Below are 14,216 nucleotides of genomic sequence, written 5' to 3'. Positions count from 1 at the left end.
CGGCCATCGACCCGGCAACGCGTACCGCGAATCGCGTGTTGGCTGCAACTGCCCGCCGGCACACGGACCGGTCGCGACTGCGCGGTGATACGCACACGTCGGCCGCAACTGCGCGGCAATACATGCGATCCGGCCGCAGGCGCGTAGCGCCGCCCGGCGGTTCAGTAAGTGAACCGCCGGTGTTCGGTGGCGAAATCGTCGGCGACGGTGGCGGCGAGCTCGACCAGGGCGCGTTTGGTGTTCTTGTGCAGGCGGGCCAGTTCGATCTCGGCGCCCTCGGACAGGTGCGGGTCGTAGGGGATGATGTGCACCGCGCGGCAGCGCGAGAGGAAGTACTCGCGCAGCTGCTGGATGCCCACGTTCGGTGAGCCGGGCCGGGGCAGGTTGATCACCACGACCGCGTTGCGCACGAGGTGATCGTGCCCGTGCAGCGAGAGCCAGTCCAGGGTGGCCGCGGCGCTGCGGGCGCCGTCGATCGCCGAGGAGGAGATCAGCACCAGCGAATGCGCCAGCTCCAGCACGCCCGCCATCGCCGAGTGCATCAGGCCGGTGCCGCAGTCGGTGAGGATGATGTTGTAGAACCGCTGCAGGATCCGCGCCACCTGCCGGTATTCGTCCTCGCTGAAGGACTCCGAGGCGGCCGGATCCCGCTCGCTGGCAAGCACTTCCAGTCGGCTGGTGCCCTGTGAGGTGTGCCGGCGCACGTCGCCGTACGAGTTGATCGCCGGATCCAGCAGCAGATCCCGCACCGTGGAGCGGGTCTGCAGCTGCACGCGCTGGGACAGCGTGCCGAAGTCCGGGTTGGCGTCCACCGCGATGACCCGGTCGCCGCGGATCGAGGCGAAGATCGAGCCGATGCCCATGGTCGTGGTGGTCTTGCCGACGCCGCCCTTGAGCGAGAGCACCGCGATGCGGTAATCGCCCTGGACCGGCTGCCGGATGCGGGCCACCAGCTCCTGCAGGCGGCGCTCCTCGGCCGACATGCCGGGATTGATCGCGCCGCCGGTGACGTGGTGCACCGTGCGCCGCCAGCCTGTGCCGGGCGCCTTCTTCGCCCGGCGCACCGGGACGTCGTCCAGCGACGGCTGCGGGCCGCCCTGGGGGCCGCGGAACTGCTGCTGCGGTGGTGGCTGCTGCTGATAGGGGTGCTGCCCCTGGTACTGCGCCGGCTGGCCCGGCGGGGACTGCCACTGCTGCCCGGGCGGCGGGCCCGGTGGCGCGAACCGCGGGTCGGCCGGGGTGATGGGGCCCGGGGCCGTGGGGCTCGGGCCGAATCCCTGTGGCGGCGAACCGAATCCCTGCGGCGGCTGTTGCTGGCCCGGGGGCCCGGGCTGGGGCTGCCCGGCGTAGCCGTTGGGCGGACCCTGCGGGAAGTTCTGCGGCCCCGGCGGATACGGCGCGGGCGCGTTCTGATCGACCTGGCGGCCCATCATGACGGTCTGATCGGCCTCGGGGCCCGGGTGCGTCGGCGCGGGGGTATCGAATGCCCGATGCCGCCCGTCGCCGTCGCCCTGGGCGACGGGCCAGTTGCCGCTGTCCGGGCGCGCGGCCGTATCCGGCTGCGGCGCGGCGGGTTTCGGATCCTGCGGAACGGGGGCCGGAGCGACCTGTGCCGCAGCAGATTCCGGACTCTCCAGCCACGGGGGCGCCTCGTCGGCGACGGGCTCCACGAACGGCTGCGGCGGGGCCGTGTGCGGCCGGGCCGCGGCCTCGGGCGGTGCGAGCTCGCCCGGGCCCGGCGGCTCGGGCAGCGGTAGCCGCTGGGGCGCCTCGGGCGGCGGCGGCAGATCGGGACGGCCGCCGACCTTCACCGTCATCTCGCCCGCGTCACCGGCGTCCGGGACCTGACCCGAGAATGCCTGCGGCGCCTCGGGAATCGGTGGCCGGTTGGGCGGGGGCACCTGGGGGATCGGCCCCGACTGCCGGGGCCCCTGCGGCGGCATGCCGGGCGGCGGCTGCTGGCCGGGGAACCCGCCCTGCGGGCCCGGGCCGTACTGTTCCTGGCCGGGGAAACCCTGCGCGAGGTGCTGCTGGTCGGGGCCCGGAGGCGGGAAGCCCTGGGGGAGTTGCTGTCCGTTGGGCGCGAACCCGCCACCATCCCCGTTGGGGTGCGGCGCATTCGGCGGGCGCAGCTGCGGATCCAGCTGCGGCGCAGCGCCGTCCGGCTGCGCGCTCCAGGTCTGCGTGGCGCCCTCGGAAAAGTTCTGTGCCGCCTCGGATTGCGGCTGGCCCCATTCCTGCTGCGGCTCGCCCCAGGGGCGCTGCTCCGGCGCCTCCTCGGACTTGCCCTTCTTCTTTTTCTTGCCGCTGTTCTTGAGCGACTCGGGCTCGGACTTCTCGGCATCGGCCTTGCGGCCGAACCGCCGCCGCGGCGCCTTCTCCGCGATGAGGCTCTGCTGCGGCAGATTCTGTACCGGCGCTTCGTAACCCGACTGCGAGGCCTCGCCCTCCGAGAGCCACGGCGGCAGCATGGGAAGTTCGTTACTCACAGCTGCACCTCGCTGGCGATCTCGATGGTGCGGGCCATGGCTGCGTGCGCTGCGCCTGGAACTGACTCGCTGCGCTCGCTCACTGGTGTCCCCCTGGGATCTGCTGGGCCGTTGTCTGGACAGTGCGCAGTTTACCCGGGCCCCGGCGACTGGGAGGGATCTGCCGTCCGGCCGAGTTCGCCCGGAGTGCACCCGTGCCCCGTGTAGTCTGGCTCACGCTCTGGCGCGTGCGATTGCCGGGCAGTTGCGAGATCGGAGCGGGGCGCGATGGCTACGTCGGTGGAAAACGGAGACGGGCTGCGTCTGGACGAACTGCCGATCCGGCCGGTCCACCGCAAACTCGTCGCCCTCGTCGGCATGGGCCTGTTCTTCGATCTCTACGAGCTGTTCCTGGCCGGGACGATCACCGGCGTCTTCAAGCAGCAGATGCACCTGTCGACCACCGAGCTCAGCGGCATTCTCGCCTCGGCCTTCGCGGGGCAGTTCCTGGGCGCGCTGGTGCTGGGACGGCTCTCGGACGTCTTCGGCCGCCGCCGGATGTTCATGATCAACATCGGGGTGTACGCGGGCTTCACGCTGCTGGGTGCCTTCAGCCCGAACGTGTGGTTCCTGATGGCGACCCGGGCGCTGGCGGGTCTGGGCATCGGCGCGGAGATGACGCTGTCGGACACCTATCTCTCGGAGGTCATGCCGCCGCAGGTGCGCGGCCGGATGATCTCGATCGCGTACACGCTGGGCTTCTGCGCGGTGCCCGCGGTGGGCTTCCTGGCGCGCTGGCTGGTTCCGCTGCATCCGCTGGGAGTCGCGGGCTGGCGCTGGCTGTTCGTGATCGGCGGCCTGGGTGCCGGGCTGGTGTTCGTCGCGCGGCGGGCGATGCCCGAGTCGCCGCACTGGACCGCGGGCCGGGACCGGGCGCGGGAACGGGTGCCGTTCGCGCGGATTCTGCGCAGGCCGCTGGCCGGGCGCACCGGACTGTTCTCCGCGGTGATGATCCTGCAGGTGTTCGGCTATTACGGCTTCGGCACGCTGGCGGTGCTGGTGCTGCAGCACAAGGGCTTCACCGTGGTGAATTCGCTGGGCTACCTGGCGATCACGTACCTGGGCTATCCGATCGGCTCGCTGCTGGCGATCCCGCTGATCGAGCGGATGGAGCGCAAGTACCTGGTGCTCGCCTCGACCGCGGCGATGGCGATCTTCGGCCTGATCTTCGGCTTCGCCACCAGCGTGCCGCTGATCCTGCTCTCGGGCGGGCTGTTCACGCTGGCCAGCAACGTCTTCTCCGACGCGCTGCACACCTACCTACCCGAATCGTTCCCGACCAGCGTGCGCGGCACCGCCTCGGGCGCGACCTACTCGCTGTCCAAGCTCAGCACCGCGATCCTGCCGTTCGTGCTGCTGCCGATGCTGGACCGGCACGGGCCCGGCGCGGTGTTCACCGTCATCACCGCGGCGCTGGTGATCATGCTCGCGCTGATCGTGGTGTGGGGCCCGCGGACCGGACGCGCCGCGCTGGAGGCCTGAGCGCGGGTGTCCGCGCAGAGCGAAAGCGGGCATTTGGCCAGATGATGGGGGCGCGGGTAAGCTAGGTCGGCGGTGCACCTATCCGCCGGTGGCTCATGTCCGCATGTGTCCTCCGGTGAGTATGGCACCAGGGCGGCGGGAGTGCACGAAAATCGCCGCTCGTGGATGAAAACGGCAGTGACAGCTAGCCGATCAGCTGCAACCAACCAGGGTTTCAGCACAAACGGGATCGCGGAGGATATGGCGAAGAAGGAAGGGGCCATCGAGGTCGAGGGCCGTGTAATCGAGCCGCTGCCCAACGCGATGTTCCGCATCGAGCTGGAGAACGGTCACAAGGTACTCGCCCACATCAGTGGCAAGATGCGGCAGCACTACATCCGCATCCTCCCCGAGGATCGCGTGGTCGTGGAGCTTTCCCCCTACGACCTGACCCGCGGTCGCATCGTCTACCGCTACAAGTGATTTTTCCGCCGGGTGACCGGGCGGAATCGGAGGCTTCGGCCCCGGCAAGAACTTCCCCAGTCGTATGACTGGGGAAAACCTGTGTTCACAGCCTGTGGACACCGACTCAGATTGGATTTGACGTGAAGGTCAACCCCAGCGTCAAGAAGATCTGCGAGAAGTGCAAGGTGATCCGCCGTCACGGACGGGTCATGGTGATCTGCGACAACCTGCGTCACAAGCAGCGTCAGGGCTGAGCCCCGGCACGTCGCACACCGGCCAAGCACCGAACGCGGTTCGGATTGGCAGAGAAGAAGAACTCCCAGCGCCAGTCGGCATCGGCGAGCCCGCAACGTCCGTGAGGACATGCGGGCGGATGCCAGACCTACCCCCGGTACGGAGGCCGGGGCCCCACACGAGGGGACGGACAGGGAGCAGACCTCCGCAACATGAAGGAAATGCCACATGGCACGTCTGATGGGCGTCGACCTCCCGCGCGAAAAGCGCATGGAGATCGCGCTGACCTACATTTTCGGTATCGGTCGTACCCGCTCCAAGGAGATCCTCGCGGCCACGGGCGTCAGCCCCGACCTGCGTTCGAAGGATCTCTCCGACGACGACGTCACCCGGTTGCGCGATTACATCGAGGCGTCGGACCTCAAGGTCGAGGGCGACCTGCGCCGTGAGGTGCAGGCCGACATCCGCCGCAAGATCGAGATCCAGTGCTACCAGGGCATCCGCCACCGTCGCCACCTGCCGGTGCGCGGCCAGCGGACCAAGACCAATGCGCGCACGCGCAAGGGTCCGAAGAAGACCGTCGCCGGCAAGAAGAAGTAGGGATAGCGAATGCCTCCTAAGAGTCGGGCCTCCGGCCCCAAGAAGTCGCCCAAGGCGCGTCGCAGGGACAAGAAGAACGTCCCGCACGGCCACGCGCACATCAAGTCCACGTTCAACAACACCATCGTGTCGATCACCGACCCTGAGGGCAACGTCATCTCGTGGGCGTCCTCGGGCCATGTCGGTTTCAAGGGTTCGCGTAAGTCGACCCCGTTCGCCGCGCAGCTCGCCGCCGAGAACGCTGCCCGCAAGGCGCAGGAGAACGGCGTCAAGAAGGTCGACGTGTTCGTCAAGGGCCCGGGTTCGGGCCGTGAGACCGCGATCCGTTCGCTGCAGGCCGCCGGCCTCGAGGTGGGCACGATCTCCGACGTCACCCCGCAGCCCCACAACGGCTGCCGTCCGCCCAAGCGGCGTCGCGTCTAGCGGGAAAGGATTTAGCGAAAAATGGCTCGTTATACAGGCCCCATCACCCGCAAGTCGCGTCGTCTGCGTGTCGACCTCGTCGGAGGCGACCAGGCGTTCGAGCGTCGTCCTTACCCGCCCGGCCAGCACGGCCGCGCGCGGATCAAGGAGTCCGAGTACCTGATGCAGCTGCAGGAGAAGCAGAAGGCTCGCTTCTCCTACGGCGTCATGGAGAAGCAGTTCCGCCGGTACTACGAGGAGGCGAACCGCCAGAAGGGCAAGACGGGTGACAACCTGCTGCGCCTGCTGGAGGCCCGTCTGGACAACGTCGTGTACCGCGCCGGTCTGGCCCGCACCCGTCGTCAGGCCCGCCAGCTCGTCTCCCACGGCCACTTCCTGGTGAACAACCGCAAGGTCAACGTTCCCAGCTTCCAGGTGAGCCAGTACGACATCATCGATGTCAAGGAGAAGTCGCTGCCGACGCTGCCGTTCCAGGTGGCGCGCGAGACCGTCGGCGACCGCCCGAACGTGGGCTGGCTGCAGGTCGTTCCGGGCCGGCTGCGCATCCTCGTGCACCAGCTGCCCGAGCGCGCGCAGATCGACGTACCGCTGAACGAGCAGCTGATCGTCGAGTACTACTCGAAGTAAGGCGCAACAGCGCCGCTGGTGGGAGGCCGTGTTCCCCGGAATGGGGCCTCCCACAATCCAGTTCGTGGGCGTCAAATAGCGGGCGTCCAGAAGGAGGAAGAAAATGCTGATTTCACAGCGACCGACGCTGACCGAAGAGGTTCTGGCCGAGAACCGCTCGAAGTTCACCATCGAACCGCTCGAGCCGGGCTTCGGCTACACCCTCGGCAACTCGCTGCGCCGCACGCTGCTGTCGAGCATCCCGGGTGCTGCTGTCACGAGCATCCGCATCGACGGCGTGCTGCACGAGTTCACCACCGTCCCGGGCGTGAAGGAGGATGTCACCGACATCATCCTGAACCTCAAGGGCCTGGTCGTGTCGTCCGAGGAGGACGAGCCGGTCACCATGTACGTGCGCAAGTCGGGCCCCGGTGCTGTCATCGCCGGCGACATCGTGCCCCCGGCCGGCGTGACCGTGCACAACCCGGACATGCACATCGCGACCCTGAACGACAAGGGCAAGCTGGAGATCGAGCTCGTGGTCGAGCGCGGTCGCGGCTACGTCCCGGCCGTGCAGAACAAGGCGTCGGGTGCGGAGATCGGCCGGATTCCGGTCGACTCGATCTACTCTCCGGTGCTGAAGGTGACCTACAAGGTCGAGGCGACCCGCGTCGAGCAGCGCACCGACTTCGACCGGCTCATCCTGGACGTCGAGACCAAGAACTCGATCTCCCCCCGGGATGCGCTGGCCTCTGCCGGTAAGACCCTGGTCGAGCTGTTCGGCCTGGCGCGCGAGCTCAACGTCGAGGCCGAGGGCATCGAGATCGGGCCCAGCCCGGCCGAGGCGGACCACATCGCCTCGTTCGCGCTGCCGATCGAGGACCTGGACCTCACCGTGCGCTCGTACAACTGCCTCAAGCGCGAGGGTGTGCACACCGTGGGCGAGCTGGTTGCCCGCACCGAGTCGGACCTGCTGGACATCCGCAACTTCGGCCAGAAGTCCATCGACGAGGTGAAGGTCAAGCTGCATTCGCTGGGCCTGTCGCTCAAGGACAGCCCGGCCTCCTTCGATCCGTCCAGCGTCGTCGGCTACGACGCCGCCACCGGGACCTGGAGCGACAGCGGCACGTTCAGCGACACCGACAACGGCGAGCAGGACTACGCCGAGACCGAACAGCTTTAGGCCTTCGGGGCCGCAGCCCCGGGAGCCTTCCCCAAAGGAGAACACCAATGCCCAAGCCCAAGAAGGGTGCTCGCTTCGGCGGGTCGGCGTCGCACCAGAAGGCGATCTTCGCCAATCTGGCGACGGCGCTCTTCGAGCACGGTCGGATCACGACCACCGAGGCCAAGGCCAAGGCGCTGCGCCCCTACGCCGAGAAGCTCGTCACCAAGGCCAAGGCCGGCACGCTGGCCGACCGCCGCGAGGTGCTCAAGGTCATCCGCAGCAAGGATGTCCTGCACGAGCTCTTCGCGAACATCGGACCGTCGTTCGAGGGTCGCGAGGGTGGCTACACCCGCATCATCAAGACCGTCCCCCGCAAGGGTGACAACGCGCCGATGGCGATCATCGAGCTGGTCCGGGAGAAGACCGTGACCAACGAGGCCGATCGCGCCCGCCGCGTTGCCGCGCAGCAGAAGCAGGCGGAGGCTCCGGTCGACGCCCCGGTCGAGGTCGAAGAGGCCGCCGCCGAGGCTCCGGTCGATGCCCCGGTCGACGAGGCCGAGGCCGAGAAGAGCGAGTAGGGGATCTGCCCCTCGGGGCTGAGCCCATGAGTAAGCCCGCCGTCCCCTCCGGGTCGGCGGGCTTTCCTCATGTTAACCAGGAGGTCGCTGTGACTGAGCCCGATTCATCCGGGCACATCGTTGCAATTCGGGTACGGCTGGACATCGCCTACGACGGCACCGATTTCACCGGCTGGGCGCGCCAGCCGGGGCTGCGGACGGTGCAGGGCGTGCTGGAGGAGTCCCTGAGCAAGGTCCTGCGCGAGCCCGTCCAGCTGACCGTCGCGGGCCGCACCGATGCGGGAGTGCACGCGCAGGGACAGGTCGCGCACTTCGACACGACCGCGGAGATCGACTTTCCGAAGCTGCTGCACCGCATGGCCCGATTCCTGCCCAAGGACGTGCGCATCACCGGAATTCGGCCCGCGCCCGCCGATTTCGATGCGCGTTTCTCGGCGATCCGCCGTCATTACGCCTACCGGCTGACCACCGCCCCCTTCGGCGCCGATCCGCTGGCCGCGCGCAGCGTGGTGCCCTGCCGCCCGGTCGATGTGGAGGCGATGCGCGAGGCGTCGCGAAAGCTGTTGGGGCTGCACGATTTTGCGGCCTTCTGTCGTCGCCGGGAGGGCGCGACCACCGTGCGCGAACTCCAGCGCTTCGACTGGGAGGCCGACGGCGAGCTGCTGACCGCGTACGTCAGCGCCGACGCATTCTGCTGGTCGATGGTGCGCAGCCTGGTCGGTGGGGTGCTCGCGGTCGGTGAGGGCCGCCGCACGCCGGAGTGGATCGCCGGGCTGCTCGACGAGCGTGCGCGCTCGAGCTCGGTGACCGTCGCGCCCGCGCACGGCCTGAGCCTGATCGGGGTCGATTATCCGGACGATGCCGATCTGGCCGCCCGCAACGCCCAGACCCGCGAAATACGGACCGTGCCCGGGGGATGTTGCGGCGGTTGAGGTTTCGAGTCAGGGCACGGTGACCAGCGAGACGTCGACCGGTCGGCCGTCCACCTGGACCCGGTACTCCGAATCGTGGAATCCGGCCAGGAAACGCCTGCGCCGCTTCGTGATGACCACAGGGTGGCCGCCGACCGCGAAGCGAAACTCTTTGACGTACTGGAGAGAGAACAGCATCCGGTCGGTGACGACGGGTGCATCGTCGACGAGTATCCGCAGATGTCCCCAGGTCCGATCGAAGACGTAATCGACCCGGTGCTGCTCGACGGTGAAGTGCAGGGTCTCCTTCATCGCTCCTCGTGGACTGTGGTTGAACGCGGACACGCCCGACACTACGGTGTGTCTGCTCGACGCGGGCTGGCAGACTGGGAGCCCATGAGTCCGGTGAGCCGTGGGCGCAAGGGAAAGAAGACCAAGAAGCAGGACCGGGCGGAGGTCCCGGTCGAGGCCGATTCCGGCGATCTCGCATCTCCCGAGGATCTCGGCATGGGCGAGATGATGGACGAGGTGGCCGCCCGCATCGCCGAATTCGAGCAGGTGGACGAGCCGGTGGATGGGGAGTATCTCGCGGCCGGGCTGCTCGCTGTCGGCTACGGGGAGAGCGAGGACTACCGCGAGGTGTTCGCGCGCCTGTTCATCGACAAGGCCCGGGAGCTGGCCTCGCCGGGCGCGGTCGCGTTCCTGCGCTGCGTCGCGGAGCTGACGTCCGAGCCCGCGCGGGCCCTGGCGAGCGAGGCGGCCGCCGAGCTCGCGGGCGCCGGAGTCGTCGCTCCGGCGTGGGTGAGCGAGCTCGACCAGCCGGTCTCCGCCGGGGAGTTCGTCCGCTGGCCCGATACCGACGGCGCCGGGGCCACCCTCTTCGGAAGCTTCGTCCGCGCGGGCCGCACGGACGGTTTCCTGGTCTTCATCGACGACGAAAACTGCGGCGCCGCATACGATCTCGCTCCTTTCGTCGGTGCGGGGCTGGAGGAGTCGCGGCGGCTGACCGATGAGCAGGAGCCCGCCGACGAGGAGCCGATGAGCGCCCAGGACTTCCGGTGGCAGGTGCAGGCCGCCCTGGACGCCCGGATGCTGCACGACCGCGCGGCCCGCGAGCTGGGCATCGAGATCGCCGAGCCCGAGGACGAGGATTCGATTCCGCACGAGGTCGTCGAGGTGGTGGTGCGGGCGCGGCTGGGCGTGCTGCCGGAACCCACGAAGCCGCTTCCGGTGCATGTGCACCCGGAGTTCGAGCTGGGGCCCGCCTAGGGCGCGGAATACCGATCGGGCCGGCGAGGTTGGGACGGGGCATGACGAATCGAGGGCTCGGCCGATTGGGCGTATGGCGGCACTTCTCGGGGGTCACCCCCGAGGAGGCCGCGGTGGTGGAGGGGCTGGGCTTCGGCACGGTGTGGCTGGGTGGCTCGCCGGGCGCGGATCTGCCGGTGGCGGAGTCGCTGCTGGAGGCGACCGAGAACCTGGTCGTCGGCACCAGCATCGTGAACGTGTGGGCGTCCCCGGCCAAGGATGCCGCGGAGTCGTTCCATCGCATCGATGCGCGCTTCCCGGGCCGGTTCATTCTCGGCATCGGCGCGGGCCACCCGGAGCACACCGACGTCTACCGCAAGCCGTACGACGTGCTGGTGGAGTATCTCGATGTCCTCGACGAGGCCGGGGTGCCGCAGGACCGCCGCGCCCTGGCCGCGCTCGGCCCGCGCGTGCTGCGCCTGGCCCGCGACCGCACCGCCGGCGCCCTGCCGTACCTGACCACCCCCGACCACACCCGCGAGGCGCGCGCGACCCTGGGCGCGGACGCGCTGCTGGTGGCCGAGCAGAAGGTCGTGCTGGACGCCGACCCGGCCACGGCCCGCGAGACCGGACGACAGACCGTCAATTTCTACCTCGACCTGCAGAACTACACCTCCAACCTGCGCCGTCTCGGCTATACCGACGAGGACCTGACCAAGCCCGGCAGCGACCGCCTCGTCGACGCCCTGGCCCTGCACGGCACGGCGGCCGACATTGCGGCGGGCATCACCGCCCACCTGGACGCGGGCGCGGATCAGGTGGCCATCCAGTCCCTCGATGCCGATTACATCGCCACCCTGCGCGCGCTCGCCTCCGCGCTGGCGGCCCGGGAGTAGTTGCGGGCCTCAACTCCGTTCGCTGCGGCAATCGCGCGTGAGTCGCGCGGCCGCCGCGGCGAAGGCGCGCACCCGCACGGTCTCGCGGGCCCGAAGCCAGACGAAACCCCATTCGACGGGCGGCGCGTCGCGGAAGGGCACGTAGCGGACGCCGGGGCGCAGGTAGAAGCGGGTGACCTGGGCCCCGACCACGAAGGCGCCCGTCCCGGCGCCGATCATGGCCAGGATCTCCTGGAAGGTGTGCGCGATCGGTCCGTGCGCGATCGGGCGGCCGTTCGGCGTGTGGCTCGGGATCCGGTCGTCGAGGAGCGCATCGGGCACGGTGCGCGGCATGCGGAGCAGCGTCACCTCGGCCAGATCCTCCAGTGAGAGCGAGGATCTGGCGGCGAGCGGATGTGCGGCGGGCAGGGCCAGCATGCGGTCCTCGAAGATGAGGGTCGGGCCGACGACGAGATCGGGTTCGACGATCGGGCGGCCGGTCAGCGCCATGTCGTAGGTGTCGCGCCGCCACCCGTCCAGGCCGTCGTTGATCTGGATCTCGCGAATGCGGACCTCGATGTCCGGATGTTCGGCGCGGAAGGCCTTGTGCACCTCCAGGATCAGCTCTCCGGCGGCGGCCCCGACGAAGCCGATGTCCAGGGTTCCGGTGAGGCCGCGCCCGGCGGCGGTGGCGCGACACACCGCCGTCCGGATCTGCTCGACGCCCGGGAGCAGATCCTCGTAGAACTGCCGCCCGATCGGGGTGAGCGCGACGCGACGGCTGGTCCGTTCGAAAAGCGCTGCGCCGAAACGACGTTCGAGCACCTTGATGGTCTGGCTGATCCGGCCGGTCGACACGTGCAGGCGCTCGGCGGCCCGACCGAAGTGCAACTCGTCCGCCACCGCGAGGAAGGCCTCGATCTCGTGCCGCTCCACTGCCTGGTCCCCGATCGTTGAGCGGGTCTATACGGTCGTTGCCCAACGCGTCGTTGTTCCCGGTTACCCCCATTTCTAATGCTTGATCCGGGCACTTGTCCAAGGAAATGCATGGAGAAAGGGAATGCCATGATCGAGAACACCCATTTCGTCCCCGTCGCGGCGGCCGAGGGCAGCGGGACGCTGCGCGGGTTCGGCTCGGCCACACTGGTTGTCGCGACGATCGTCGCGGGACTGATGGCGGGGTTGTTCGCCGCGTTCGCCTACGCCGTCATGCCCGGGCTGAAGCGCAGCGGAGACGCCGCCTTCGTCGAGGTCATGCAGAACATCAACGTCGCGATCGTGAATCCGCTGTTCATGACGCTGTTCATGGGCGGTGTGGCGGTCGGGCTGGCCGCGGTGGTGACGAACTGGCGGACCGGGGATCCGGCGGTGCGGTACCTGATCATCGCGGGATTCGTCTGCTACGTGCTCATGTTCCTGATCACCAGCGGGATCAGCGTGCCGTTGAACGATCAGCTCGCCGCGGCGCGCCCGACCGACGCCGCCGGCGCCCGAGCCCGGTTCGAGGGGCCGTGGGTGACGTGGAATATCGCCCGCGCCCTGGTGAGCACCGGTTCCTTCGGCGCCTTCGCGCTGGCGTTGTTGCGGGCCCGGTAACGGGCACGGCCTCAGGAGCGCACGAGGCGGGCGATGGCGTCGGTGGCCTCTTTGATCTTCGCCTCGGCCTCGGGGCCGCCCTGCACCGCCGCGTCGACGACGCAGTGGCTGATGTGATCCTCGAGCAGGCCCATCGCGACCGCCTGCAGTGCCTTGGTCATCGCCGAGACCTGGGTGAGGATATCGATGCAGTACTTCTCCTCCTCGACCATGCGCTGCAGGCCGCGGGCCTGGCCCTCGATGCGGCGCAGGCGCTTGAGGTAGTCGTCCTTGGCCGTGATGTAGCCGTGCCCGGCATGGTTGTGCCCGGTGTCGTCCTGGCCGGCGCCCTCGCCGGGGGGATCGGTCTGGTTCTCGGTCACCGGTGTTCCCTCGCTTCTGTCCATCGGGGGCCTGCAGCTCGGGCCCCACACGGCCCCGCCTAATACCCCCCTAGGGTACACTGGCCGGTTCGTCTTGTCAGACGGGCACCGGCGCCGGTTCGCGCCGGTGCTGGGCCAGCGCGATGCCGGCCACGACGCCGGCCCCGCCGGCCATCTGCAGCGGTGTCACCGCCTCGCCGAGCAGCAGCCATGACAGCACCACGGCGAACAACACCTCGCTCAGCAACACCAGCGACATCAGCGTCGACCCGATTCGCGCGGCACCCGCCACGCCGCACAGGTAGGCGACGACCGTGCTGATCAGGATCAGCAACGCCATCGGCACCGCGACGGGAATTCGATGCGCGGCCAGCGTGGTCGGATGATCGCCGAAGGCGACCGGCAGCAGCCGAACCGCCGCGAGCACCCAGACGGTGGCCGCGGCGGCGGTCAGGCCCGTGCTCAGCAGGACGACCGGGCGCAGGATCGCGGAACTGTGCGCGGACAGCACCAGGAACACCGCGTTGCCGAGCATCGATGCGGTGGCCCAGGCCAGCCCCGCCACGCTCAGCCGCCCCGCGTGGACGACATCGATGACCAGTGCCGCGCCCACCAGCGCGAGCACCGCGCCGACGAGCGTCGCCGCACTCGGCCGCCTGCCGTTTGCCAGCCAGTTCCATCCCATCACCGGAATGGGCGCGAGAAACTGAATCATCAGGCTCACCCCCACCGGCACATACCGCACCGAGAAGAAGAACGTCGCCTGCACCAGGGCAATGCCGATCGTGCCGTACGCCAGCACGGTGCGCGCCTGCCCGAGGCTGTCGAACAGCCCCCGCCGATCCACAATCAGCGCGATCACGACCATGACCGCCGCGGCCCCCGTCAGCCGCACCGCCACCGTCGCCCCCGGCGACCATCCGGCCCCCATCACCGACTTCGCGAATGCCCCCGAGGCCCCGAACGTCAACCCACTCAACACGGTCAACCACACACCGGCCCGCACTGCACTCACGCGGCGACGGTATCGCGAGGGTCCGACATTGATGATGTAAGGCGTGTTCCTGCGCTGGTCGTGACTCTGGGTCCGACTGACGCCCTGCTGGGTTGTCCTTAATTTGATCTGTCGGGCCGGTGCGGGGGCCGTAAGTCTCGCACCGGATG

At 69.0% G+C, this 14,216-nt stretch carries 17 protein-coding genes; 12 read left to right on the top strand and 5 right to left on the bottom strand.

Annotated elements, in window-relative coordinates:
• Positions 1–161: 161 nt before the first annotated feature.
• Entirely contained in the window at positions 162–2,489 is a 2,328-nt protein-coding gene (locus tag KO481_RS41495; RefSeq protein WP_308166989.1) for a MinD/ParA family ATP-binding protein, read from the bottom strand.
• 267 nt (positions 2,490–2,756) lie between these two features.
• On the opposite strand from KO481_RS41495, the gene KO481_RS41490 reads away from it, so the two are divergent.
• The 9 genes from KO481_RS41490 to truA all read left to right on the top strand — a co-directional run bounded on the left by KO481_RS41490 (position 2,757) and on the right by truA (position 8,992).
• Positions 2,757–4,010 carry an MFS transporter gene (locus KO481_RS41490; RefSeq protein ID WP_215924058.1) on the top strand — a complete coding sequence of 418 codons (1,254 nt, stop codon included), beginning with the start codon at positions 2,757–2,759 and terminating at the stop codon, positions 4,008–4,010.
• Positions 4,011–4,250: 240 nt separating this feature from the next.
• Entirely contained in the window at positions 4,251–4,472 is a 222-nt protein-coding gene (gene infA, locus KO481_RS41485) for a translation initiation factor IF-1 (RefSeq protein ID WP_040804562.1), read from the top strand.
• Between the two features lie 122 nt (positions 4,473–4,594).
• On the top strand, positions 4,595–4,708 hold the full coding sequence (rpmJ, locus tag KO481_RS41480) for a 50S ribosomal protein L36 (protein WP_056818299.1): 114 nt from the start codon (positions 4,595–4,597) through the stop codon (positions 4,706–4,708).
• A 208-nt stretch (positions 4,709–4,916) separates the two neighbouring features.
• On the top strand, positions 4,917–5,288 hold the full coding sequence (rpsM, locus tag KO481_RS41475) for a 30S ribosomal protein S13 (RefSeq protein ID WP_215924057.1): 372 nt from the start codon (positions 4,917–4,919) through the stop codon (positions 5,286–5,288).
• A 9-nt stretch (positions 5,289–5,297) separates the two neighbouring features.
• Positions 5,298–5,711, top strand: coding sequence for a 30S ribosomal protein S11 (gene rpsK / locus KO481_RS41470; protein WP_215924056.1), 414 nt, complete (start codon positions 5,298–5,300; stop codon positions 5,709–5,711).
• 21 nt (positions 5,712–5,732) lie between these two features.
• Positions 5,733–6,338, top strand: coding sequence for a 30S ribosomal protein S4 (rpsD, locus tag KO481_RS41465; RefSeq protein WP_215924055.1), 606 nt, complete (start codon positions 5,733–5,735; stop codon positions 6,336–6,338).
• Between the two features lie 103 nt (positions 6,339–6,441).
• Complete coding sequence (locus KO481_RS41460; protein ID WP_215924054.1) at positions 6,442–7,500, top strand: DNA-directed RNA polymerase subunit alpha; 1,059 nt, start codon at positions 6,442–6,444, stop codon at positions 7,498–7,500.
• A 47-nt stretch (positions 7,501–7,547) separates the two neighbouring features.
• Positions 7,548–8,060: a 50S ribosomal protein L17 gene (gene rplQ / locus KO481_RS41455; RefSeq protein ID WP_215924053.1), complete on the top strand. Its 513-nt coding sequence runs from the start codon at positions 7,548–7,550 to the stop codon at positions 8,058–8,060.
• Positions 8,061–8,086: 26 nt separating this feature from the next.
• The gene (gene truA, locus KO481_RS41450; RefSeq protein ID WP_215924052.1) at positions 8,087–8,992 is read left to right on the top strand and encodes a tRNA pseudouridine(38-40) synthase TruA; all 906 of its coding nucleotides are present in this window, start codon (positions 8,087–8,089) and stop codon (positions 8,990–8,992) included.
• A 9-nt stretch (positions 8,993–9,001) separates the two neighbouring features.
• Here the strand turns inward: truA and KO481_RS41445 are convergent, their stop codons facing one another.
• Positions 9,002–9,283 (bottom strand): hypothetical protein, encoded by a 282-nt coding sequence (locus KO481_RS41445; RefSeq protein ID WP_215924051.1) that lies wholly within the window; start codon positions 9,281–9,283, stop codon positions 9,002–9,004.
• A gap of 84 nt (positions 9,284–9,367) precedes the next feature.
• On the opposite strand from KO481_RS41445, the gene KO481_RS41440 reads away from it, so the two are divergent.
• Both KO481_RS41440 and KO481_RS41435 read left to right on the top strand, forming a co-directional pair.
• The gene (locus tag KO481_RS41440; protein ID WP_215924050.1) at positions 9,368–10,240 is read left to right on the top strand and encodes a hypothetical protein; all 873 of its coding nucleotides are present in this window, start codon (positions 9,368–9,370) and stop codon (positions 10,238–10,240) included.
• A gap of 41 nt (positions 10,241–10,281) precedes the next feature.
• Positions 10,282–11,115 carry an LLM class F420-dependent oxidoreductase gene (locus KO481_RS41435; RefSeq protein WP_215924049.1) on the top strand — a complete coding sequence of 278 codons (834 nt, stop codon included), beginning with the start codon at positions 10,282–10,284 and terminating at the stop codon, positions 11,113–11,115.
• A gap of 9 nt (positions 11,116–11,124) precedes the next feature.
• On the opposite strand, the gene KO481_RS41430 is transcribed toward KO481_RS41435, so the two are convergent.
• Positions 11,125–12,030: a LysR family transcriptional regulator gene (locus tag KO481_RS41430; protein ID WP_215924048.1), complete on the bottom strand. Its 906-nt coding sequence runs from the start codon at positions 12,028–12,030 to the stop codon at positions 11,125–11,127.
• A 111-nt stretch (positions 12,031–12,141) separates the two neighbouring features.
• Between KO481_RS41430 and KO481_RS41425 the strand changes: the two genes are divergently transcribed.
• A complete protein-coding gene (locus KO481_RS41425) occupies positions 12,142–12,690 on the top strand; it encodes an anthrone oxygenase family protein (RefSeq protein WP_245402272.1) in 549 nt (182 codons plus the stop codon).
• Between the two features lie 11 nt (positions 12,691–12,701).
• Here the strand turns inward: KO481_RS41425 and KO481_RS41420 are convergent, their stop codons facing one another.
• Together KO481_RS41420 and KO481_RS41415 are read right to left on the bottom strand one after the other, a co-directional pair.
• Positions 12,702–13,052: a metal-sensitive transcriptional regulator gene (locus KO481_RS41420; RefSeq protein ID WP_308166987.1), complete on the bottom strand. Its 351-nt coding sequence runs from the start codon at positions 13,050–13,052 to the stop codon at positions 12,702–12,704.
• Positions 13,053–13,149: 97 nt separating this feature from the next.
• A complete protein-coding gene (locus KO481_RS41415) occupies positions 13,150–14,067 on the bottom strand; it encodes an EamA family transporter (protein ID WP_215924047.1) in 918 nt (305 codons plus the stop codon).
• Between the last annotated feature and the right edge of the window lie 149 nt (positions 14,068–14,216).

The organism is Nocardia albiluteola (assembly GCF_018860155.1).
GTDB lineage: Bacteria > Actinomycetota > Actinomycetes > Mycobacteriales > Mycobacteriaceae > Nocardia > Nocardia albiluteola.
Note: the sequence above shows the minus strand (reverse complement) of the source record. Positions and strands in the feature narration are given on the sequence as shown.